Origin of the sequence: Aliiglaciecola litoralis (assembly GCF_039523355.1) — a bacterium.
Taxonomy (GTDB): Bacteria; Pseudomonadota; Gammaproteobacteria; order Enterobacterales; family Alteromonadaceae; genus Aliiglaciecola; species Aliiglaciecola litoralis.
In genome coordinates this window covers 41,699-64,505 of record NZ_BAAAFD010000010.1, presented here as the reverse complement: position 1 = coordinate 64,505, position 22,807 = coordinate 41,699, and the positions used below count along the sequence as shown (strand labels likewise).

Below are 22,807 nucleotides of genomic sequence, written 5' to 3'. Positions count from 1 at the left end.
GTAAAAACCTCTCTAAGTTAATCTGTCAAATGCGATCGTGTAACTTGAAATTGCCCATTGGTCTAACGTAACAGGTTAATCTCAGGTTTGTCGCATCAGTCAATGTGGGAACCAACAATAACAAAGTGTAGAAAAGTTAGCATCACCCTAGAACAGTTGATAGTCATTTAAGGTTTGAAATTTCAAGCGAACTTAGTAAACCTAAAAATAGAAAGGTCGAAAAAGGATATTCGACTATGGGTATGGTGAGCGAATAAGCGAGCCTAGATTGTCTCGCTGTAAAAATGCGTTGTGAGTGCCGTTAATACTGTTGCTAGTGCAATCAATAGCAAGGTGATAAGTGTTGCACGTATTATTAAAGATAAAGATTAAACGCGACTAAAGCGGCTATGCTAAAAATCAAAAGACCATTGTATCGGGTATTCTTGAATTCAAAATTCTGCCATTTTGACACTCTGTGCATATCTGGATTTAGACAAAACCAAAGGATCAAAAGGGTTCCAATTAACGCGCCAACAGCCTGGCGGATCTCACCGTTTGCAAGCTGATAAATGCAAAACACCATCGACAGCAGACATAACGATTGGTAAATACGAGAGTAAAAACTAAGCATACGAGTTTCCTTTTGTTCGTTAAATAGAGGAGTCATATGCTCCCCTTGGTCTCAATTGTTAATCTGCTTTATGTAATTGATCATAAAGCTCTTTACCTATTGCCGTTCCTAAAGAAGCGGCACCAAGCGCTCGCGCAATCGAATAGGATGCGCCAAATGTAGCGCCAACGACAGCCCCAAGTGCACCACCTCGAATTGAACCGTTTAGCCCACCACCCAGAATGGCACCACCTAAGGCTCCCCATCCAGCTCCTTCACTGGCGAAACTAGCGATTCCATCATGACCGGCTGAAACCAATCCCAATTGTGCTGCATTTAGCACCGTTAAAGCATTTCCATTTTGCATAGTTAAGTTTCTTTTGATAATTCAAGGTTAATCCCTTGAATAGTAATTATTGACCTAATAGAAAAATCAGCAAGGTCGCAAAGGTACAGTTTTTTTCCTTATGGGTGGGTGTCCACGTTAGTTCCGTTGCTTAATCTGTTAAGAGTGGGTGTCCACGTTAGTTCACGTTATTTCCGTTATTTTGCTTAGAGTGGATGTCCTCATTACTCCCTTTTTCTTTGCTTAGAGTGGGTGTCCACATTATTTTTCTTTGCTTAGAGTGGGTGTCCACATTATTTTGGACTTTCGGTTAAGAGTGGGTGTTCACGTTAGTTCTTTCTTAAGAGTGGGTGTCCACACTATTTTTGTTTGGTACGGCAGAACATTTGCGATGCTTGTCCATCAAGATATACTGGCGGTATTGTGCTTTTATTGACAAGGTAACGAATGAAACAGCATGACGCGGTAGCATTAACCGATTACATTGAATATCCTGAAGCTGACATGCTATCTAGATCAGAAGCCTTCTATGCAGATATCAAGCGCCGTCACAGTATTCGCCAGTTTAGCGATCGACCGGTTGCCAAGGAAATCATCGAAAACTGTATCAAAGCCGCCGGTACAGCTCCAAACGGTGCTAATCATCAGCCGTGGCATTTTGTCGCAATCCATTCTCCTGAAGTAAAAAAACAAGTACGAGAACAAGCGGAATTGCATGAGCAAGGTTTTTACGCTGGCAGGGCAGGTGAAGAGTGGTTAGACGCTTTGAAGCCGCTTGGCACCGATGCCGATAAACCCTACCTTGAGCATGCTCCTTGGTTGATTGCTATTTTTAGCCAGAAAAAAGGCGGAATCAAAGAAGGTGAAAAACAAACGAACTATTACGTGCATGAGTCTGTTGGGATCGCCACAGGTTTTTTGATCACGGCATTGCATAATGCCGGGTTAGCGACCTTGACACACACACCTAAGCCTATGTCGTTCTTATCTAAAATATGCAATCGTCCTGATGATGAGCGGCCTTATATGCTGCTAATTGCTGGCTATCCTGCAGAGGATGCGAGTATTCCCAAACACGCATTAACGAAAAAGCCATTCGATCAAATTTGTAGTTTTTTATGAGGATATATCTAATGAAAAAAGTGCTAGTTACGCTGGTTGTCGCTTTAGGCCTTAGTGCGTGTAGTGATAATGAAGTTGGAGATGTATCTTTGGGCATATTTACGACCAAAGACATTAAGCTGGATGCGCTAAAAGATCCTATAGTGACGGGCGTCACATGTCACATATCCAGTATTGAAGCGAATTTGGACTTTTCTGATCCTTCCGACAGTTCGATTGCGTGCAGACAGACCGGCGAAATTACGGTTGAGATGATCGCAAAAATTGACAAGTCAGCCTCTGGTGAAGTGGTATTTAAAAAATCGAAGAGTATTTTTTTCAAAAATATGAAGGTGCGCCGTATTTATGACCCTAAATCTCAAACTTTGATGTACCTATCTTATTCGACCAAAGAAACCTCAGGTAGTTATAAACACAGTTTATCCACTGTGCCGCTTTGGGGAACCAAAGCCTACTTGATAGAAGCAAAGCCAATTGACTAGCTTCAAGGTCTAAAATTTTGCCAAAAAATCACTTTGTGTGGCGGACTTTACACAAACACCCGTATGAAGTGCATTTCTAAGTTGATTTGCTTAGCGCAATCCTCTAACGTCTTGCCATCGAAAATTAAGGCAAGCGTGATTGACATCACCGCTTTGCATATATGTGGAGTAAATTATGAGTAACGAAACTATCGTCATTGTCGCTGCAAAACGCACCCCAATGGGCGGCTTTATGGGCAGTTTAGCTGCCGTTCCTGCCACCGACTTAGGTGCAACCGCGATTCAATCTGTCACCGCCGGTATTGATGCATCGCTGGTCGATGAAGTCATCATGGGTTGTGTATTACCTGCTGGATTAGGGCAAGCTCCTGCTCGCCAGGCAACACTCAAAGCAGGATTACCTTTGAGCGCAGGTGCCACCACAATCAATAAAGTCTGTGGCTCTGGTATGAAAGCCGTCATGATGGCACACGACCTTATTAAGGCCGGCTCGGCAAATGTGGTTGTGGCAGGTGGTATGGAAAGCATGAGCAATGCACCATATTTGCTGCCAAAAGCTCGTGGTGGTTATCGTATGGGCCATGGCCAAGTTAATGACCACATGATGCAAGATGGACTTGAAAACGCCTATGATGGAAAAGCGATGGGTTGTTTTGCTCAAGACACTGCCGATAGCGAAAGCATTGGCCGGGAACAAATGGATGAGTTCGCGTTAACGTCTCTGACTCGGGCTAAAAATGCTATTGAGAAAGGACGTTTTAATAACGAAATTGTGCCAGTAACCGTTGCGACTCGCAAAGGTGATGTGGTTGTCGATACCGACGAAGGTCCTGGCAATGCAATGCCAGAAAAAATCCCTAGCTTACGTCCTGCTTTTAAAAAAGACGGTACAGTCACCGCGGCTAACTCCAGTTCAATTTCTGATGGTGCCGCAGCCTTATTGGTCATGACTCAAAGTAAAGCAGAGGCGCTAGGACTTGCACCTTTAGCTAAAATAGTTGCGCATACCACAAATTCTATCAAGCCTGAAGATTTCACTGTGGCGCCCGTGGGCGCGATGGAAAAACTCTTTAGCAAAGCCGGATGGACCGCACAAGATGTAGACTTATTTGAAATCAACGAAGCCTTTGCAATGGTAACAATGTTAGCGGTTAAAAAGCTTGGCTTGGACAGCGCTAAGGTTAATGTCAATGGTGGCGCCTGTGCATTAGGCCATCCCATTGGTGCGTCAGGTGCCCGCATTTTGGTGACCTTACTGCACGCACTGCAGCAAAGTAATGGTAAAAAAGGTGTCGCCTCTTTGTGTATTGGTGGCGGTGAAGCAACTGCGATTGCTGTGGAAATGCTTTAAATCTTAGTTTTTGAACACCTTAGTCACGGTCTTGCTGCAACGGTTTGATCGTGACTAGCGGTATCATTGTGAGCAGGTGTCAGCTAAGCATTGTGTCTCAATTTCAATATCCGTTAGCGCAGCACTAGCGCCTGTCATTGCTGGTTTTTGTTATCACATCAGAACAATAGATAGCTGTGCTAAGCCTTATCTGGACTAATAATTCAAACTTGCTTGTCGATATAATGATTCGATTCTTGTTGGGTTAGCGTATAGTGCTTATGTATCGAAATGTGAATTTTACCTAAACCTGTATTATCCTAGGTTGAGTATATTCAACGGCATAATTACAGAACACCTAGCTTGGTCGTTATTTGAAGCGTTTTTTGCTTTCAATGGTTAATTAACCGCAATGAAGGAAAGATAGCAACAAAAATGAAATATCCTATCCAAGATGACGCATTTGCTGAAAACGCTTTGCAGATTGAAATACCTGGATTATTCACTTCCCCTAGACTGCTTCTCGACGAGCAGTCCGTACATCCGTTGTTTTCGAATAAACATGCATTTCATTTTAATGATCCAAATGATAAGCAGCGAGAACTTACTATCTCGCTACCTTGGCTAGATCCTGCTATCCGTGTGAACTTAGATGGCGAAGAGTTTAACCTCAACACCGTTCATTCCGCCAAAGCAAGGCTGGCTATTTTTGTTCCCTTAGCCGTAATGGTGTTGTGTTTAGTGCTGAGTACGTTTAGCGCTTGGATTGCCATTGCATTAATGCCACCGCTGTCTTTATTGGCCGTGAGAGCCATGCGTCTAAACCATTTTTCGAAGAAACGAAAATTGCTGTTAGCTGCTGCTATGTTAGTGCCTTTAACATTATTAGCAGCCACGACCTGGAAAGTCATCGAACGCTCCTGGGAAAATCGGGTGCCCGCAGCATCATTAAGTCGGCACGTATTTTATGATGTCGTGCTCAGTTCAGAGCAGTTTGCCTTTTTATCTCGCCAAGGTGTGGTGGATTTGCTTGATGCCTTTCGCACAACACAGGCGTTTGAGTCTGTCGAATTAGATTTAGCGGAATTACCTGTTGCACCTGAGCTTGAAGTGTCAATTTCACAAAGCTTTTACCCTAAAGTGGATCGCAAAGTGTGGATCGTTCGATTTGATTTTACTACTGCTGAGCTTGGTGTGGTCGCATCTCAAGATTTGGCTAACTCGCTAGGTAGTCGATTCGAAGATTTTTTACGCGCGATTGAAAATTAATCCGTTGTAGCCCAGTTACAGATTGGCTGAACACGAGATAAATTAACAGACTAAACTTACGTCATTTAGTCAACTTTAAACGTCCTTCCTATGCAATTCCGCGCTTTTAGTAGATGTTAGGTGTCGCAGATAATCGTAAAAAGGGCGTTATTGAGGGGCACTAATTATCCAGAGTTCAGGTTAATTAATGATACAAAAAGTTAGCATCTGCGTAGACTAACAACAACACCTACCTTGTCAAATTATGAACGCGCCAATCATGTCGGAACCTATGATAAATAAACAAAAAGTCACTACCCAAACGCTGATGCGATGGATTTTCGGCCAACTTAAACCCTATAAACGGCGGGTTATTCTGGCTATTGCCGCACTCATTGTTGGTGCGCTGTCTTGGCTACTATTGGGGCAAGGCGTAAAAGTTGTCGTCGATGATGGTTTTGTGGCCAACAATGCCGACAAGCTCAATCAAATGGTTTTTGTGGTGTTGGCGATAGCTTTGATTGGCAGTGGAGCGGCGTTTGTGCGTTTCTATTTGATGATTTGGTTAGGTGAGCGAGTCAGTGCCGATATTCGCAAGCAGGTCTACTCTCACTTATTAACTTTATCTCCTGGTTTCTTTGAAGCCACGCGAACAGGAGAAGTCATCTCCCGATTTACTGCCGATACCACTGTACTGCAAACGGTGGTGGGAATGGGGTTATCGATGGCGCTACGGGCCACTATTACCTTTGTAGGTGCCTTGGTATTGATGTTGATCACCAGTCCCATGCTAACCATCTATGTATTAATAGCGGTGCCTGTTGTGTTACTGCCAATTAAATTTTTAGGCGCTAAAGTACGTGGTTATGCCAGAGACAGTCAGGATCGGGTGGCGGATATGGGGGCTTACGTGGATGAAAGTTTGCACGAAATACAAACGGTGCAGGCCTATACCCACGAGGACGTAGACCGACGTTTATTCTCGCAACGCATTGAGGCGGTCATGCTTGCCGCGAGCTCCCGCATTCGCTTTCGGGCAATGTTAATCGCTTTGATCATGGGGATCAGCATCAGTGCGATCACCATAGTTGCTTGGCTCGGGGCCAGAGAAGTTCTTAGCGCAGGTATCAGCGCCGGAGAGCTCACTGCTTTTATGTTTTATGCCGTCATGGCAGGGGGCAGTGTGGCCACTATCAGCGAAGTGATAGGTGAAATCCAAAAAGCGGCCGGTGCCAGTGAACGATTGCTTGAACTTCTCAACACCAAACCGTTGGTTAAATTGCCTGAATCTGCGATGTCTATGCCTGTTCAAGTAGATGGTGCCTTGTCATTACAAGGGGTTGAGTTTGCTTATCCCAGTGCGCCAATGGCTAAGGTCTTATCCGATTTTAACCTTGAGATCACGGCAGGTGAGCGAATTGCTTTAGTGGGGCCTAGTGGCGCTGGGAAATCCAGTTTGTTTCAATTATTGCTGCGATTTTATGACTGTACTCAAGGGCAAATACTGATTGATGGCATCGATACGCGACAGCTCACTACCAATACTTTGCGCCAGCAATTTGCAATGGTCTCACAAGAGTCGGTGATATTCGCCACTAGTGCGTATGAAAATATTCGCTATGGTCGTCCTGACGCCAGTTTTGACGATGTAAAACAAGCAGCTAAAGCTGCTCGGGCAGATGAGTTTTTAGCCTTGTTGCCCGATGGTTACCAAACGAACTTAGGTGAACGTGGCGTGCGTTTATCGGGCGGTCAAAAACAGCGGATCGCGATTGCCCGTGCCATATTAGCTGACCGTCCTATTTTGTTACTTGACGAGGCAACCAGTGCGCTGGATGCCAACAATGAACAATTGGTCAAGCAGGCATTAGATGAGCTCATGCATGATAAAACCACCCTGATCATTGCTCATCGCCTCTCAACCGTGGTGAATGCCGACAGGATAGTGGTGATGGACAAGGGCAAAATCGTGGCCATTGGCAGTCATCAAGAATTGATGCAAGGTAACAGTGTGTACCGACAATTCGCTGAATTGCAACTGGTGAATTAAGCGCTAATTTACACCTCTTACTGAGGTTGTTAGTATGCTTTGCAACGTGATTATTCTGACGATTTTTTATCGTTTTTTTACCATATTACTGCCTAACATTTGGATCCGTTGATGAGCCTAGCTAACACCTCAATTCACGCCCCTAGCACCACAATTATGGCGATTGTCGGGTCGCAAAACCCAGTTAAAATCAATGCTTTTGAGCAAACACTTCAGCGTCTTTTTGCTGATGCTTCAATTCAGGTTCAGGGGGTTAGTGCGCCATCATTGGTTTCTGAGCAACCCATGAGTGAGCAAGAAACCTTGCAAGGTGCTATTAACCGGGTTGCTTATTGTCAGGCAAACTATCAGGCCGACTTTTATGTGGCAATGGAAGGCGGGGTAGACAAATTTGATTATGGCCCCGCAACCTTTGCCTACGTGGTCATTGCCAACAGTCAACATCAACAAGTGGGCCGCTCGGCCAATTTACCGATTCCTCAAAGCGTTTATCATGCCTTGCAAAACGGCGAAGAGTTGGGACCCTTGATGGATAAACTATTTAATACCCATAATGTTAAGCAAAAAGGGGGAGCAATTGGCCTGTTAACTAACGGCGTTGAAACCCGCACCAGTGCTTACCTGCAAGCCTTAACTTTGGCGATGGCGCCGTTTCTGCATAGTTCGCGATTCAAATAGTGGTGCTGAACCTGATGCTCCACGGTTACGTCTGCTATGACGTTATAAAAGCACTATGACGAAGCGATATGAGCCCGTAATGGATACGACTGCTTATCTTTTGCTTACTACTTTGTATTGCGTTGGACAATAGCCTCGCGACACTTCATCAGGGCGCAGCTTAAGGTGCTTGGTTTTTCGACCATTGACGCGTTTGCGCCAATTATTAAAGGTTTTACGTTTTAGATTTGCGCGCATGATGTCAATCACCGCGGGCTCTGATACGCCGTATAAATTTTCGATTGCTTCAAAAGGGGTTCTATCTTCCCAAGCCATTTCAATGATCCGGGATAATTCTTCTGCTGGTCGCATGGTAGCTCTCTTTGTTTTAATTGATTACTTATACGATTTATTCAGGAAGATGGTTTTCGCTATCTGCTATTTTTTGGTGGCGGCTTTGGTTAATAATAAACAGCAGCTCGGCAGCGGCCTGAGCGTCAGATAATGCTCGGTGATGGCGGCTCATATCGATACCAAAATGGCGGGTTAAATTTGCCAGCGAATAAGAAGGCAGACCAGGTACGGCCTTACGCATTTCTCTTACCGTGCATAGCTTTGGCATTCTGAAGCTTTGTTCTAATCGTTGGTATTCTTCGCGTATAAAACCATAATCAAAATTAACGTTGTGTGCCACAAACACGCAGCCGGCTAAATAGTCTTTGAGCTTGTCTGCTATCTCTACAAACAGAGGTGCATCTGCGACCATGTCATTGTCGATACCAGTGAGTTGGGTGATTTTTTGGGGGATGTGACGCTGGGGGTTGATCAGGGTTTGCCAGGTATCGACCACTTGATTGCCAATCACTTTGGCGATACCAATTTCGGTAATGCCGTGATGGTTTGCTCTGCCTCCAGTGGTCTCAATATCAACCACGGCATAGGTTTGTAACGGATCGAGAAACCACTCTACTTGCGTAATACGCACAGCAAACCCTTGCTGGCGCAGTTGTCGTATGGTCAACAATTGATTTTTTCGCAGCTGATCGCCAGGCCCTTTTATCTCCTCGAATCGCAAGCCGTTTTCATCAACCACCATTAAATCAGGATATCCATCACCGTAAGTTTTGAAATCTTGGGCCATCATGCGCATCTGTGCTTTAAATGCGTCGATATCGACATAATCGAAAAAGACCGCGAGTACTTCCAATAAAGAACGATGCCAACGAAAAATGCCATTGGGACTACCGTATTTTTCCAGCATCACTTTTGACAATTGCATGAACACGGCCTTACTGCTGGTCATACGATAAAGCCGCGTTTCAATGGCTTGTTCGCAGGTGATATAAAATTGATTTTGCGAAATACTCTGAGGTTTGAAATCGAACTCGGTGATCAGTGAGCTTTGTTGGTTTTCAAACAACTCATCCCAAAACACCAATCCAAATAAGGCACGCCACAATCTATTTTCAGTGCGAAATACTTGCTTGCCTTGTTTTTGGTAATGCACTTTCACACCGTTCTCGACCGAGTCCATGTACATCTCATCAATTTTGAGAGAGGCGGATTGCTCGCGTAACATATCGGTTAAAACGCTAGTGCGTTTTTGGTTAAACTTGCGGTCTAAAAAGTCTTCAGCAAAGGTTAGCAATACCTCGGAGTCGGGGTTATCAATAATCTCTTCTAAACGCTGTTTTACCCATTCTTTGTCGCCTTGCTTGTAGCGTTCGCGAATGACCTTTTCTTGGGCGAGGGGTTCCCCCGATAATGCCAGAATCTCGATACCTAATTCAGGCTGGTGAGACACAATAGCCTTGCCCAATTTACATAAAAATCGATCGTAATTAATATTGGCTAGTGTCCCCTGCGGGCTAGGGAAGTGCTTGACATCGATCGCAAGCTCAAGCTGTTGTGAAATCGTTAGCTGATGCATATCTTTGCGCTGACAGGCATAGAAAAATGCACTTTTTGCTTCATCTATAAAATCAAAACGCGCGGCATCCTGAGTGACACCGCGACGAGTGGGCATGATGCCCAAATCACGCATTGAGAACTTATTTAAACCAGAACGAAGATCCCCGAAAAACAAAAAAAGGAAATAACGGATTTGCGTCTCAAATCCTAATCGCACTAGATTTTCAGTGCCAAGCAAAGGACTGAGATGGCAAAAATCACACACTTCCATCGCGTATTCTAAATAGGTGGCTTTGTTGTCCGAACTCTTAAGATTCACGCCAGCTTGTCTTAACACTAATGCTAACTCGGGTTTGGTTAAAGTAGTTAATAACTGATCGCTATGCTGCTCAGTAACGGGCTGATAAAACCCCTGTTGCAGCAAGGTGTTCATGTGTTGTTGGGTATTATTTATTTCCTCATAGTCAAGTGACGCTGTTTTGATGATGGGCGATTTTCGATTAAGTCCCCTGACAAATAAACATTGGGCATCTTCGGGTAAAGTTTGAAATGAGCTGATAAACTGACTGTCATCACTGTCTAACAAATGCGCACAAGGGCCAGTCACAAATTCAATAAACTCTTGAAAATGTGACAAGTAGTATTTACTGGGTAAAAGAGTCGCTCTCATCAATAATAATAGGTCGCAGTGAGCCTTAAAAAAATCAGTGTATTTTAAAAATCACTGTATATCCAGTCAGTACTTAAAGTTTTTAACTAAACGAACTTTTAATGCCAAGTACGCGTACACACAACATCAAACAAAGTGGAGTAGCAAATGAGTCTTACTGCTGCAGAAAAGTTCGAATGTCCCTATTGCATGACGTTCAATGACCTTGAAATAGACGAAGTTAATGATATTGGCCAACAACAGATTGTTGATTGCCAAATATGCTGTCAGCCAATAGAAGTGTTGATTATTGATAACGGCTTTGGCATCGAAGTTATCGCTAAACGTGATGACGAATAACGTTGTGATTGGTGCAAGAATAGGAAAGCTGCGAGCGTGAAGTACACTGTTACAGACATACACAATATGGACTCGCGTTTTCGGGCACAATTTGTCAATTCACTGTCGGGGTTTAAAAGCGCCCATCTAGTCGGCACGCAAAGCAATCAGCAAGTGCACAATGTCGCTATTGTTAACTCTGTTTTTCATCTTGGTGCTGATCCGGCCTTACTTGGTATGATCATGCGCCCCCACACGGTGCGCCGAGACACCTTAGAAAATATTGTCGAAACTGGTGTGTACACCCTTAATCATATAAACAGCGAAATTATTGCTGCAGCACATCAAACCTCAGCGCGATACGACCAAGAACTAAGCGAATTTAATGAGTGTGGCCTAACGCCATATTTTAGCGACACCCACAACGCGCCCTATGTTGCACAATCCAGAGTCAAGATTGGTATGGCGTTGGAAGAGGTTGTGCATCTGGCGGTCAATCAAACGAACATGGTTATTGGTCGGATTGTGGAGGTTATACTAGATGACAACGCGGTGTTAGAAGACGGGTTTGTGGATTTACAGGCATTGGACTCTGTCTGTATCGCCAGCTTAGATGGCTACTACCAACCATCATTGTTAGCTCGCTTTGAGTACGCAAAGCCTGGCGTAGTGCCGCAAAAAAAGCGCTAACCCCCACCGCTATTCTAATCTACAGCTGTTCACTACAAGCATAACACCGGTGATTGTGTGCAGAATTTTACTCTTGATCGTCGACGTTTTCTGCTATACTCGCGCGAAATTTCGATACTTAATCTACTTACTGGTGTAATACATGACTGTGATGCGTCAGCCAGTGCAACGCATGAAAGCGGAGCGCGGGCTATTTTCCTATCCTAAATATTGGGCTGAGTGCTTTGGCCCAGCGCCGTTTTTGCCTATGTCGCGCAAAGAAATGGATCAATTAGGCTGGGATAGCTGCGATATCATTATTGTCACTGGCGATGCTTATATTGACCATCCTAGTTTCGGCATGGCGGTCATTGGCAGAGTCCTTGAATCTCAGGGATTTCGTGTCGGTATCATTGCTCAGCCAGACTGGACCAGTAAGAAAGATTTCATGCAGCTTGGCGAGCCGAATTTATTTTTCGGTGTGACCGCGGGCAACATGGACTCGATGATCAATCGCTACACGGCGGATCGTAAGTTACGTCATGATGATGCCTACACGCCTAACAACGAAGGGGGAAAACGCCCCGACCGTGCCGTTACTGTGTATACCCAACGCTGTAAAGAAGCCTATAAAAAGCCCGTGATCATTGGTGGTATTGAGGCTAGCCTAAGACGCATTGCCCATTATGATTACTGGTCGGATAAAGTCAGACGCTCCGTGTTGTTTGATTCCAAAGCTGACATGTTGATGTTTGGTAATGCTGAGCGACCTTTGCTTGAGGTGGCGCATGGTTTTGCGCAAGGTAAAACCATTGCTGAGATGCAGGATATCCGTGGTACCGCGGTGATCCGCAAAGAGCCCTTACCTGAATGGCAGGGAGTGGATTCTACCCATGTGGATGTGATTGGTAAAATTGACCCTATCGCCAGTCCATATGAATATATTGAAGACAAATGTGCGGTAGCCAAGGAAGAGCAGGACAAAGTTCAAGAGGATACACAGCAGGCCAAGCCGATTGTGGTACAGCCTTTTACGTCAAAGACCACTCGACGTAAGCCGTGGGAAAAAACCTATGTATTGCTGCCACCTTATGATGTGGTGCGCGCCGAGAAGACCCATTACGCGCATACTTCACGGATCTTGCACCAAGAAACCAATCCTGGTTGCGCCCGAGCGTTAGCGCAGCGACACGGTGATCGCATTGTGTGGATCAATCCACCGGCGTTTCCACTGGAAACCGAAGAGATGGATGCGATCTTTGATTTACCTTATGCACGGGTGCCACACCCAAGCTATGGTAAAGCAAAAATCCCCGCCTATGACATGATCAAAACTTCGGTAAATATCATGCGTGGCTGCTTCGGTGGATGCACCTTCTGCTCGATCACCGAGCATGAAGGGCGGGTTATCCAAAGCCGTTCCGAAGAATCTATTTTGCGTGAAATCGGCGAAATTCGCCATAAAGTCCCGGGTTTTACCGGCGTTATCTCCGATCTTGGTGGCCCTACAGCGAATATGTATAAACTCCGCTGCAAAAGCCCTAAAGCCGAACAGACCTGCCGCCGTTTATCCTGTGTGTGGCCCGATATTTGTGGTCACCTAGATACCGATCAAACTCCTACGGTGGAGTTATATCGCAAGGCTCGCAAAGTCGAAGGGGTGAAGAAAGTATTGATTGCCTCAGGCGTACGTTACGACTTAGCCATAGAAGATCCTAACTACGTGAGAGAGCTGGTGACCCACCATGTGGGTGGTTACCTGAAGATCGCTCCAGAGCATACTGAAAAAGCGCCGCTTGATAAGATGATGAAGCCGGGCATGGGGACGTACGATCGCTTCAAAGAAATGTTTGATAAGTACACCAAAGAAGCGGGTAAAGAGCAGTTTTTGATACCCTATTTTATTTCTGCCCATCCAGGGACAGAAGATATGGATATGGTGAGTTTGGCGTTGTGGCTTAAAGAGCGGAACTTCAAATTAGATCAAGTGCAAAATTTCTATCCATCGCCGATGGCCAATGCTACCACCATGTATCACACGGGCAAAAACCCGATCCACAAGGTGAATCACAAGAGTGAAGATGTGACTGTGCCTAAAGGCGAGATACACCGTCGCTTGCATCGTGCGTTTTTGCGCTATCACGATCCTGCTAACTGGCCGATGATCCGCAAAGCTCTTATTGACATGGGCAAAGCACATTTAATTGGCAATGGTCCCAAGCATCTTGTACCGCCAGAGAGCAGAGACGAGATGAGTGGTAAAGCTCATAAAGAATTTGCCAAGCGTTCGCGCAATAAAGCGCTGGCAAAGGGTAAAGGCAACAAAGAAAAAGCCCAGCAAGGATTAACCCGCTTTAGTGACAACCAGCCGCATAACAAAGCGGGGAATACGCACAAAAGAAAGTCTAAGCCTGCCAGTAAGAGGTAGTAGAAGGGCGGGGTTATGTTTGGAATAACGTAAGAATATAGTCATCCTCGAAGTGCTCAATAAACTGTCATCCTCGAGGTCTCTTGATCGAGGATCTATTTAACTCCTGTTGGCACTTGAATTGCTCTGCTTTTTCGGGGAGATCCCAGCTTTAAGAGCACTGCTGGGATGACGGGATTTGATTACATGCTGGGATGACGCAAGAAAATAGTCATCCTCGAAGGGCTCAAATCACCAGTCATCCTCGAGGTCTCTTTGATGCGCACGCAGTGCGAGGATCTTCTTAACTCCTGTTGGCACTTGCTGTGATGCCGTGGTTTTGTCACATGCGGGATGCCGCTGACTTCGCTAGCTCACACTTCTTCGTTGGCATCGAGCGCCTTGAAGAAAATGTCACTGTCGCGCTGTATATGCCTTACTTTTTCATCGGACATTTTACGCAAAGTAGCGTAGGGCATCCCTAGCCGCGGGTTGTTACCGAGCTTTTCTCTGTTTCGGTCTAAAAAATCCCAATACAAATAGTTAAACGGGCAGGCTTGCGCGCCGTTTTTTTCTTTCACATTGTAGTGACACTGCTGGCAGTAATCGGACATTTTATTGATGTAAGAGCCACTGGCTGCATAGGGCTTACTGGCGAGTAGTCCGCCATCAGCGAACAATATCATGCCACTGACATTCGGCAATTCGACCCATTCGTATGCGTCGGCATAAACTATCAAATACCACTCGTTAACTTCGTCTGGATGCACGCCAGCCAGCAACAGGAAATTACCCAATACCATCAAGCGCTGAATATGATGTGCATAAGCGTTGCCCCGGGTTTCTACAATACATTGGCTAAGGCAATTCATACGGGTTTCCCCGTCCCAGAAAAAACCGGGTAGGGCGCGCTTGGCCTCAAGAAAGTTTTCATCCTTGTACTCAGGCATTTTGTACCAATAAAGTCCGCGAACGTACTCCCGCCAACCCAACACCTGACGTATAAAGCCTTCCACGGAATTCAATGGCACCATCTCGTTGCGGTAAGCACTTTCGGCCAGTTCAATTACCTCACTGGGCAACAGTAATCCGCAATTAAGATAGAAACTTATATGCGAATGAAATAACCAAGGCTCACCCTGGGCCATGGCATCTTGGAATTGGCCGTAATGAACGAGACGCTGTGCAACGAAGGTGTCGAGTACCTTGAGTGCCTGCTTGCGATTCACCGCAAAGTCAAAATTATCCAGTACGCCAAAATGCGAGGAAAATGACTTTTCAACCAGTGAAAGTACGTCTTGGGTAATAGCATCAGGCGCGAAAGTAACAGGATCTGGGATCTCAATGTCGTTATCCAAAGGTTGGCGATTTTGACTGTCGTAATTCCACTTTCCACCTGTGGGTTGATCACCTTCCATCAAGCTCATGCTCTTTTGGCGCATCTGCCGATAGAAGAATTCCATGCGCAATTGCTTCTTGCCTTTAGCCCACTGGGCAAACTCTTCTGGTGTACTTAAAAATCGCGTATCTTCGAGAATGCTAACGGCTACCCCTAGCTTTTCCTGCCATCCGCGCATGTCTTCTAAAACACGATATTCACCGGGAAATGTCAGCTCGATATTCTCTATATCCAACACCTCAATTGCATATTTGACCTCGGCAAATAAGCTGCCTTGGTTTTCCGGCGCATCATACTTTATGTATCTTACTTGGTAACCTAAGTTGGTCAATTCGCAGGCAAAATGACGCATTGCAGAAAATAAAAAAGCAATCTTCTTCTTATGATGCTTAACATAGCTTGCCTCTGTTTTGACCTCAGCCATTAAGATCCAGTCAGACTCGATGTCACAAGATTGTAGACTTGGCAACGACATACTCAGCTGATCAGCCAGTATTAATCTCAAGGTTTTCGCCATTATTGGATCCTTTAGTTGCTGGTGCTATTCACTTTCTTGGTGGGCATCTTTTGCCGCCGAATAGGCATCTAATGCGGCTTGTCTGGATTCCTTTAAGTCGACAAGTGGATGAGGGTAATCTTTGCCTAAGGTTATCCCTGCATCACGCAGTATATGCTCTGGAGCCTCCCACGGTTTATGAATGTACTTGTCTGGCAGGTCTTTTAGCTCAGGGCAATACTCCCTGACATAGGCTCCTTTGGGATCAAACTTCTCACCTTGCGTGACAGGATTAAATATTCTAAAGAATGGAGAGGCATCTGCGCCTGAGCCTGCTACCCATTGCCAACTCGCACTGTTGGCGGCTAAATCGGCATCCAACAAGCAATCCCAGAACCACGCCTCTCCTTGATGCCAGTGGGTCATCAGGTTTTTAACCAGGTAAGAGCCGACAATCATTCTGACTCTGTTATGCATGTATCCGGTTTGCCACAATTCACGCATTCCTGCGTCAACCATAGGTACGCCCGTCATTCCGTTTTGCCAATCAGTTAGGTCTTGGCTTTTGTTTCGCCAATGAAACTGATTGAATTTCGAGTTGAAATTTTTCTCGGGTAAAGAGGGGAAGTGATACAGCAAATAATGGCTGAACTCACGCCAGCCAAGTTCGCTGAGATAGGAATCGACGTCAGGATTGTCAATACTGCCGTTGAACTTGTTGAGGGTTGCATACCAAACTTGGTGAGCGGATATCTCGCCAAAATGCAGATGGGGTGATAAAAACGACGTGCCTTTTTTATCCGGCACGTCGCGGGCTTCTTTATAACTTTGAATCGGCTCGCTCAGGAAGTGACTGAGGTTTTTAGCCGCACCTTCTTCACCCGGTTGCCAACGGTTGCTGAATTGAGAATACCATTTAATATCTGGCAGCAAGGCTAATGAGTTGAGCCCTGAATCACAATCTGCGTCATAGAGATAGGAATAATGACGCGGCGCGTCGACCACAGCCCTTGGCTCGTGCGCTTGCAAACACCCTTTTCGATAATAAGGGGTAAAGACTTTATAGGGGGAGCCTGCTTTATTCATGATTTCCCATGGCTCCCACAGTAAAGAGCCATTAAAGCTCTGCACCGCAATGTCGTTGTTCTTCAGTAGCGACTTAATCTGTTTGTCGCGTTTAACCTGCCAAGGCTCGTAGCATCGGTTCCATACCACTTCATTGGCATCAAACTTTTTGATCAGCTGATCAATAATAACCGCCGGATCGCCTTTAAGGATATGCAGCTTGTTGTCCAGTGAGCTGTTTAAACTGGCCAATGAATGATGCAGCCACCATTTACTTGCCGCGCCCATTTCATGACTGCCTGGATTGATATCATCATAAATATAGACTGCAATGACATTGGAGCCTCGACAGGCTTCACGCAGCGCCGGGTTGTCGCGCAATCTCAAATCTTGGCGGAACCACATTATGGTGGTGGAGTCACTCAAGGTTATTTCCTTATTAATTGGGCATGCATTAGCTATTGATACTGGATTAAATTGATTCTGGATCGGCCGCCACGCATTTTGTTGTTGAAAATTGGACTTTTACAGTTAACCGATTAATAGGTATAACTGATCTTAGTCCTGTTTGGAAACTGTAACGTCATATGAATCAATTTTCTAAAGAATATCTGGTTGTTGCGCAAAATGCCTCTGGCCGCAATATGAAAGTGCCATTATATCGCTTTAAAGGTAGTAAACCTGGGCCAAAAGTGTATATACAAAGCTCAATTCATGGCGCCGAAGTGCAAGGTAATGTGGTGATTTATCACCTCATCCAAACGTTAAAGGAACTGCCAATATCGGGCGAGATCACCTTAGTACCTAACTGCAATCCGGTTGGTACCAATATAAAAGCGGGTGAATATACTCTTGGCCGATTTGATCCAATCAACGGTACTAATTGGAATCGCGGATATTATTTTGATCCTCAGCTTGTTAATCAATTTGCCGAAACGGTCGATGAGCAAGAATCTCAAGCCAGCATCAAGTCACGTTTTCGAGATGCCATGAAAGCGCAAATCGATAACCGACTCAACAGTACTTGGGGTTTAGGACTGGCACAACAACTGAATTTGAAACTGCAACAGCTGGCTTTTGATGCCGATATCGTGATTGATTTACACAACGGGCCAGTTTCAACCCGTCACATCTATGTGCCTGAATATGCTAAAGCATCGGCAAGTCTGTTCAATATTCCGCATGTTATTTTAATTCCTAATGTATTCGCAGGTGCGTTGGATGAAGCCACGTTTTGCCATTGGTGGACCTTACAAGAAAAGCTCAGTAGCAAATATCAAAAGCCGGTGGCGTTCGACGTTGAAGCCTTTACGTTAGAGATGGGAAGCCAAGAAGTGATCAGTTTTGATGAAGGCAAGTACGATGCGGTTAGCATTTTGTCTTACCTCAATGCCAAAGGTTGTTTGGTAGATGCCGATTATCAACCTAAAAACATGTTGCGGGTGGCGGTTACGCTCGACAATTATAAGATTTTATATACTCAACAAGGCGGTATCGTAGATTATTTGGCGCCTCCTGGTAGTAGAGTTAAGCAAGGAGAGGCGTTAGCACGCATATTAAACGTGGATGAACTTGAAAACGAGCGAGCCACTGAAACCATAAAGGCACCCTGTGATCTCATTCCGATCTTGCATTTTCCATCGGCGTCCGTTTTAAGCGGCACTCAGCTATATAAGTGTTTTACACATTACGTAACGTTAACTGCAGGGGCCTAATATCAGCAGTCAAGCTTGGCGTGAATAATAGAGGATTAACAACTAGCAATAATACTGTTTAACCATTCTCGAGCACCTTTCTCGGATTCAAAAAAACGGTATTTAATACCCGCACTATCAAAAATGGTCTGCCAAAAAAGCTGTACGATTTCTGCATATTGGATATCAACTAATACCACGGCGGTTGCTTTTAGTTGCATCGATTTTGCTTGCTTAATGGTCTCGGTTAAGATGTCAATTGACTCAGATGTTACCAGAGGTGTGCCTCTTAGCAGCACTAAACTCACCCAGGGAGACGGTAAAATTTGCTCGCGATATGACTGTACGTTCTTTTGATAAGTCATTACTAAATCCAAGGTTGCTGGCCCTTCTCCTTCGATTACCAACACTTGGCCATCCACCGACATGGCGAGCTCACCTTGGGCTGTCAATTTTTCGCTGTCCACCTATCGACCCATCGCAAAAATCACAAACACATACAATTGAGTCTAGCAATAATTGACCACAGGGCAAATTTTTCACCGCACTTTCTTACGTGGACAGGCATGCTTAGCCGGAGCAGTTTTAACGTGGACAGGCATGTTTAGCCGGAGCAGTTTTAACGTGGACAGGCATGTTTAGCCGGAGTTGTTTTTACGTGGACAGGCATGTTTAGCCGGAGCAGTTTTAACGTGGACAGGCATGTTTAGCCGGCGTTGTTTTTACGTGGACAGGCATGTTTAGCCGGTGCTGTTTTAACGTGGACAGGCATGTTTAACCGGCGTTGTTTTTACGTGGACAGGCATGTTTAGCCGGAGTTGTTTTTATCAAGGGCAGGCAAGATTAAAAGTGGCTGCTTTAGCCAAGCCTCTGTATTTTTGATTTAATGTGAAGCGAAAGCGGCAGCGAATACTGCCGCTGCAGTACTATCCGCGATAACCGAAAAATTTGTTATCAATGATTTGTTCGGCAACTTTTTCAGGAACACTGTTTTCCCAGTTTCCTCTTCCCCTAGGCAGTTGTTTAAGAAGATCACGTGAATAAATGGAGAATAAACTGCTATCACTGCACTCGATACCGGATAAAAAGCCATTTTCTAACAAGTGACGATATAAGAAGCGAAGGTGCTCAGGTACCTTCACTTTGGTGAAGTCATTCAATTCGCCAGATTGATCTAATTCTGGATATATGAATAATCGCGTGTTATCTGGAAATAACTTACCGAATCCCTCTAAAATACCGCCTTCCACGCCGCGATAGGTTTCTTCGTCGAATATCTGACCTATGTTTATCATTCCTACAACAATACCTATTTGCAGTTGGGTGTACTGTCTAAAGTATGCTCTTAATGAAAAGTAACGGGTATAATCAGATACCATAACGTTGTAACCAAGAGAATTGAGCAGTTGCACGCGCGCGACTATGTCTTTTTCTGGTACTCGAGCATCGTTACCTTGCATATCATTTAGTGATATTTCGGCGATCACCGCCGTGTTGTCTTTATCGACTCCGTCAAGCTCAAAGAATGACTTTTGCCCTTGTTCAATCATATCAACATTGAGCTTTGTAACAGGCCTAAACGAGCCGCGAATAGTAAGTACGTTCTTTTTATAAAGAAGCTCTGCAGGAACGGCAACTGATCCGTCTGGGCGGAACATCACTGCCCGTGTTTTCCAGCTTCTGATCAGGTGCAAGTTTTTATTTCTATTATCAACATCTAAGAAATAAGGACCACGGAAATCAATCGAGTCGATCTCAATTCGGTTGGCTTTCATATTGTCTGTGAGAGAATCAATAATCATCTTGGGATCTTCGAAATAATAGTAAGCCGCATAGATAAGATTGACCCCTAACACTCCCAACGCTTGCTGTTGCGCTTCGGCATTGTCGTCAAACATACGTACATGTACGGTAATGTCAGATGGCTCAGCACCAGGATACATTTGAATGCGCAAACCAACCCAAGCATGACATTCATTTTGGCGATTAAAGCTTTTTGCTGCCACCGTTGCTGCATAAGCAAAATACCGCGAACTTTTTGATCGTAATGCGCCAACGCGATCTAATACCAAATCGAATTCTTGTTCCATCATTGCATGCACTCTGGCCTTACTCACATAACGGCCATCTTCTTGCACACCATAAATGGCATCAGAAAACTTCATGTCATACGCCGACATGGTTTTCGCTATCGTGCCAGCGGCAGCTCCGGCAATGAAAAACTGGCGAGCGACTTCTTGTCCAGCTCCAATCTCTACAATGGTGCCATATTTCTTTTCATCTAAATTAATCCGCAAAGCTTTTTGACTGGTAGTACGTGAGCTTACCTGTTTGTCCATGAGTTTATCCTGGAGAATGCATATCTGGGTAAATAGTAGAATATCCCACCTAAGCGGTACAGATAAAATTCATTATTAATAATAAGATACCGTTTTTTTGAGTTAAGGTTGGTATCGGAATAGCAAAATTGAAATTGTGTCTTACACTTAGTAAATCATAATTAAGGACACAGTATTATGAAAACAACTGAGTTAATGTTAGCCGTAGTCGCGTCTTTTACCTTGTTTGCTTGTAGCCCAGAACAAGGTTCTTCTAGTTCCACCTCTAAAGCACTATCTGATAGTGATCTAGCTAGCGCCATGGAGATAGATAAAAACCAGCCTGAATGCGCTGTCAGTCTCGGATTTGATGTGTGGGACCCCTATCAATATGTCGATGTTGACGGCAAAGTGAGGGGGTTAGACATTGAAGTAATTCGTAACATCCTATTAGACATGGATTGCTCAGTTACTTATGTTCGAGGAACATGGGTGTCATTGTTGGAAGATCTAAAACAAGGCAACGTCGATCTGCTCTTGGGAGCGTCTAAGACCGAAGCCAGAGAAGAGTATGCGATGTTTAGTGATCCCTATCGTATGGAAGAATTTACCTTGTATATCCGCAAAGATGATACACCCCGAGTAAATTACCAAGATATCAGCGATTTTATTGAGAATGGCAGCAAAATCGGTGTGGTTGGCGACTATTATTACGGGCCACGCATATCTGCGCTGCTCGATGGAGAAACGACTAAAGGGAATTTTGTAACAGGTATTATGGGCGAACTAAATATCGCTCGTTTACTTGATTTGGATATTGATGGTTTCTTGGAGGATAGCTTTGTTGGAGCTTCAATCTTGCGTCGCAAAGCATTGAACAATTACATAGTACCTCACAGTTTTACCGTGAATACCGGTGATATTTATGTGATGTTTAGTAAAGAAAGTGTCGATCCCTATATTGTCGACCGCTTTAACGAACGTCTAGAAGACTTCAAAGCAAGCGGTGCCTATGATCAGATTATGGCCAAATATAGCCAATAACCCTTGGCATGTGATGAACATTCAGTGTTCAATTTGCGTGTAATATGCACCCGATAGTGCCTTCGCTTCGGATTGGATAAATGGTTGACGCTTGAGTGTTCATTCGTCGCGACACTTAACGTGTCTCTGAAATAGTGAATAAATATTACTTTTTGTTTGCGGGTTGCACTTGAAATGCTCACTGGTAGGCTTTATTTTCTGCACTTAAACCCAACCTGCAAATGAGAATGTAATGGAAGTATTGATTGGTGAGTCCGCGGTAGAGTTAATTCAATTGGCTTTGGCCCCTGTTTTTTTAATTGTTGGTATAGGGCAAATGGTTAATGTTGCCACTGGGCGACTTGCTAGAGTCATCGACCGTGCTCGTTCCTTTGAAGAAGGGGAGTGTTCCGAAGTTTATCAGGCAAGTGCTAAAGCTACGCTTGAGATAAAGTCGTTACGTCGAAGAATGCGTTTTGCCAATTGGGCTGTGACTTTTTTGATTGGCGCAGCAGTGACCGTCTGTATCGATGTCATTTTGTTGCTGGTAAATGGTTTGATCATGCCGAACTTAAACATCGCGATCATCACCACCTTTATCTTGGGATTACTGCTCACTACAGGGGGGTTGATCGCGTTTTTCTTAGAGGTCAGTGTTGCGACCGCAACTCTGAGAATCGGCCCTGATAAACTATAAATAGAACCTAATAAAGGTGACTAATTGCCGTTATAGCTTAAAGATAAGTAAGTTATAGTTGCCTCTGCATTTCTAGGTAGTGTTAAAAACCATAAAACCAAGTGATAGATCATGCCAATTGCAAACTGTGTGATTACCAACGAGTGTTCAAAGGGGTCCGCGAACTTGGTGGAGCTCTGGGCAAAAGAGTCGGGAATACCGTCAGAGCATATGACAATTAATATTGTTACTAGCACCGAGCAGCATGGCAATAAATACAAAGTAATGGCAAATTTATCACTCCCATCTGTGTGGTCAGATCGCGAAGTTTCCT

General features: G+C 44.6%; 20 protein-coding genes. 12 read left to right on the top strand and 8 right to left on the bottom strand.

Annotated elements, in window-relative coordinates; genetic code table 11:
* Window positions 1–355: 355 nt before the first annotated feature.
* The gene (locus tag ABD036_RS15435) at window positions 356–649 is read right to left on the bottom strand and encodes a M14 family metallopeptidase (RefSeq protein ID WP_343861509.1); all 294 of its coding nucleotides are present in this window, start codon (window positions 647–649) and stop codon (window positions 356–358) included.
* 22 nt (window positions 650–671) lie between these two features.
* On the bottom strand, window positions 672–959 hold the full coding sequence (locus ABD036_RS15430) for a hypothetical protein (RefSeq protein WP_343861507.1): 288 nt from the start codon (window positions 957–959) through the stop codon (window positions 672–674).
* Window positions 960–1,385: 426 nt separating this feature from the next.
* Between ABD036_RS15430 and ABD036_RS15425 the strand changes: the two genes are divergently transcribed.
* From ABD036_RS15425 to yjjX, 6 genes are all read left to right on the top strand, one after another.
* Complete coding sequence (locus ABD036_RS15425; protein ID WP_343861505.1) at window positions 1,386–2,060, top strand: nitroreductase family protein; 675 nt, start codon at window positions 1,386–1,388, stop codon at window positions 2,058–2,060.
* 11 nt (window positions 2,061–2,071) lie between these two features.
* Complete coding sequence (locus tag ABD036_RS15420) at window positions 2,072–2,542, top strand: CreA family protein (RefSeq protein ID WP_343861503.1); 471 nt, start codon at window positions 2,072–2,074, stop codon at window positions 2,540–2,542.
* Between the two features lie 175 nt (window positions 2,543–2,717).
* Entirely contained in the window at window positions 2,718–3,893 is a 1,176-nt protein-coding gene (locus tag ABD036_RS15415; RefSeq protein ID WP_343861501.1) for a thiolase family protein, read from the top strand.
* 414 nt (window positions 3,894–4,307) lie between these two features.
* On the top strand, window positions 4,308–5,141 hold the full coding sequence (locus ABD036_RS15410; protein ID WP_343861499.1) for a hypothetical protein: 834 nt from the start codon (window positions 4,308–4,310) through the stop codon (window positions 5,139–5,141).
* A 271-nt stretch (window positions 5,142–5,412) separates the two neighbouring features.
* On the top strand, window positions 5,413–7,170 hold the full coding sequence (locus ABD036_RS15405; protein WP_343861497.1) for an ABC transporter transmembrane domain-containing protein: 1,758 nt from the start codon (window positions 5,413–5,415) through the stop codon (window positions 7,168–7,170).
* A gap of 111 nt (window positions 7,171–7,281) precedes the next feature.
* Window positions 7,282–7,848, top strand: a complete 567-nt coding sequence (yjjX, locus tag ABD036_RS15400) for an inosine/xanthosine triphosphatase (protein ID WP_343861495.1) — start codon at window positions 7,282–7,284, stop codon at window positions 7,846–7,848.
* Between the two features lie 93 nt (window positions 7,849–7,941).
* Here the strand turns inward: yjjX and ABD036_RS15395 are convergent, their stop codons facing one another.
* Both ABD036_RS15395 and ABD036_RS15390 read right to left on the bottom strand, forming a co-directional pair.
* On the bottom strand, window positions 7,942–8,199 hold the full coding sequence (locus ABD036_RS15395; RefSeq protein ID WP_343861493.1) for a TIGR03643 family protein: 258 nt from the start codon (window positions 8,197–8,199) through the stop codon (window positions 7,942–7,944).
* A 37-nt stretch (window positions 8,200–8,236) separates the two neighbouring features.
* The gene (locus tag ABD036_RS15390) at window positions 8,237–10,375 is read right to left on the bottom strand and encodes an exonuclease domain-containing protein (protein ID WP_343861491.1); all 2,139 of its coding nucleotides are present in this window, start codon (window positions 10,373–10,375) and stop codon (window positions 8,237–8,239) included.
* A 180-nt stretch (window positions 10,376–10,555) separates the two neighbouring features.
* Between ABD036_RS15390 and ABD036_RS15385 the strand changes: the two genes are divergently transcribed.
* The 3 genes from ABD036_RS15385 to ABD036_RS15375 all read left to right on the top strand — a co-directional run bounded on the left by ABD036_RS15385 (window position 10,556) and on the right by ABD036_RS15375 (window position 13,823).
* Entirely contained in the window at window positions 10,556–10,747 is a 192-nt protein-coding gene (locus ABD036_RS15385) for a zinc ribbon domain-containing protein (RefSeq protein WP_343861489.1), read from the top strand.
* Between the two features lie 36 nt (window positions 10,748–10,783).
* Window positions 10,784–11,416: a flavin reductase family protein gene (locus ABD036_RS15380; protein WP_343861487.1), complete on the top strand. Its 633-nt coding sequence runs from the start codon at window positions 10,784–10,786 to the stop codon at window positions 11,414–11,416.
* Window positions 11,417–11,558: 142 nt separating this feature from the next.
* Window positions 11,559–13,823 carry a YgiQ family radical SAM protein gene (locus tag ABD036_RS15375; protein WP_343861485.1) on the top strand — a complete coding sequence of 755 codons (2,265 nt, stop codon included), beginning with the start codon at window positions 11,559–11,561 and terminating at the stop codon, window positions 13,821–13,823.
* 353 nt (window positions 13,824–14,176) lie between these two features.
* On the opposite strand, the gene ABD036_RS15370 is transcribed toward ABD036_RS15375, so the two are convergent.
* Both ABD036_RS15370 and ABD036_RS15365 read right to left on the bottom strand, forming a co-directional pair.
* Entirely contained in the window at window positions 14,177–15,718 is a 1,542-nt protein-coding gene (locus tag ABD036_RS15370) for a cryptochrome/photolyase family protein (protein ID WP_343861483.1), read from the bottom strand.
* Between the two features lie 24 nt (window positions 15,719–15,742).
* Window positions 15,743–17,188, bottom strand: coding sequence for a cryptochrome/photolyase family protein (locus ABD036_RS15365; RefSeq protein WP_343861481.1), 1,446 nt, complete (start codon window positions 17,186–17,188; stop codon window positions 15,743–15,745).
* 161 nt (window positions 17,189–17,349) lie between these two features.
* Here ABD036_RS15365 and ABD036_RS15360 point away from each other — a divergent pair, with 161 nt between their 5' ends.
* Complete coding sequence (locus tag ABD036_RS15360) at window positions 17,350–18,477, top strand: M14 family metallopeptidase (RefSeq protein ID WP_343861479.1); 1,128 nt, start codon at window positions 17,350–17,352, stop codon at window positions 18,475–18,477.
* A 35-nt stretch (window positions 18,478–18,512) separates the two neighbouring features.
* Here the strand turns inward: ABD036_RS15360 and ABD036_RS15355 are convergent, their stop codons facing one another.
* Both ABD036_RS15355 and ABD036_RS15350 read right to left on the bottom strand, forming a co-directional pair.
* A complete protein-coding gene (locus ABD036_RS15355) occupies window positions 18,513–18,923 on the bottom strand; it encodes a hypothetical protein (RefSeq protein ID WP_343861477.1) in 411 nt (136 codons plus the stop codon).
* A 459-nt stretch (window positions 18,924–19,382) separates the two neighbouring features.
* Entirely contained in the window at window positions 19,383–20,795 is a 1,413-nt protein-coding gene (locus ABD036_RS15350; protein ID WP_343861475.1) for a TonB-dependent receptor, read from the bottom strand.
* 177 nt (window positions 20,796–20,972) lie between these two features.
* On the opposite strand from ABD036_RS15350, the gene ABD036_RS15345 reads away from it, so the two are divergent.
* A complete protein-coding gene (locus tag ABD036_RS15345) occupies window positions 20,973–21,818 on the top strand; it encodes a substrate-binding periplasmic protein (RefSeq protein ID WP_343861473.1) in 846 nt (281 codons plus the stop codon).
* A 232-nt stretch (window positions 21,819–22,050) separates the two neighbouring features.
* A complete protein-coding gene (locus ABD036_RS15340) occupies window positions 22,051–22,494 on the top strand; it encodes a DUF2721 domain-containing protein (protein WP_343861470.1) in 444 nt (147 codons plus the stop codon).
* The last annotated feature ends 313 nt before the right edge of the window (window positions 22,495–22,807 follow it).